Annotated in this window: 1 protein-coding gene; it reads right to left on the reverse strand. The window is 69.1% G+C overall.

Annotated features, from left to right (window positions below):
• Nucleotides 1-5: 5 nt before the first annotated feature.
• On the reverse strand, nucleotides 6-278 hold a 273-nt coding region (locus tag ACSNOH_RS35295; protein WP_436725517.1), incomplete at its 5' end, for a hypothetical protein.

Here is a 278-nt window from a genome sequence, read left to right on the forward strand (position 1 = left end):
CAGGTTCAGCCGAGGCTGCTGAGCATTCCGGCGATGTTGCTGATGCCGCTGGTGATGGTGGGGGCGATGCCGGTGGAGGCGAAGGTGAAGCCGAACAGGACGGCGGCGAGGGCGGGCCAGATTCGCAGGTAGCCGGTGCGGAGCAGGATGAGCACGGCGATTCCGGCGAGGAGGACAAGGGAGACGGTCAGCGCCACGGTGGGAACTCCTTCGGGAAGGGTCGGTGTAGATGACGGCGATGCGGGGGCGCCCTCCCTGCCGTGGTGGCGGGGAGGGCG

It is taken from the genome of Streptomyces sp. URMC 127, from assembly GCF_051386535.1.
Taxonomy (GTDB): Bacteria; Actinomycetota; Actinomycetes; order Streptomycetales; family Streptomycetaceae; genus Streptomyces.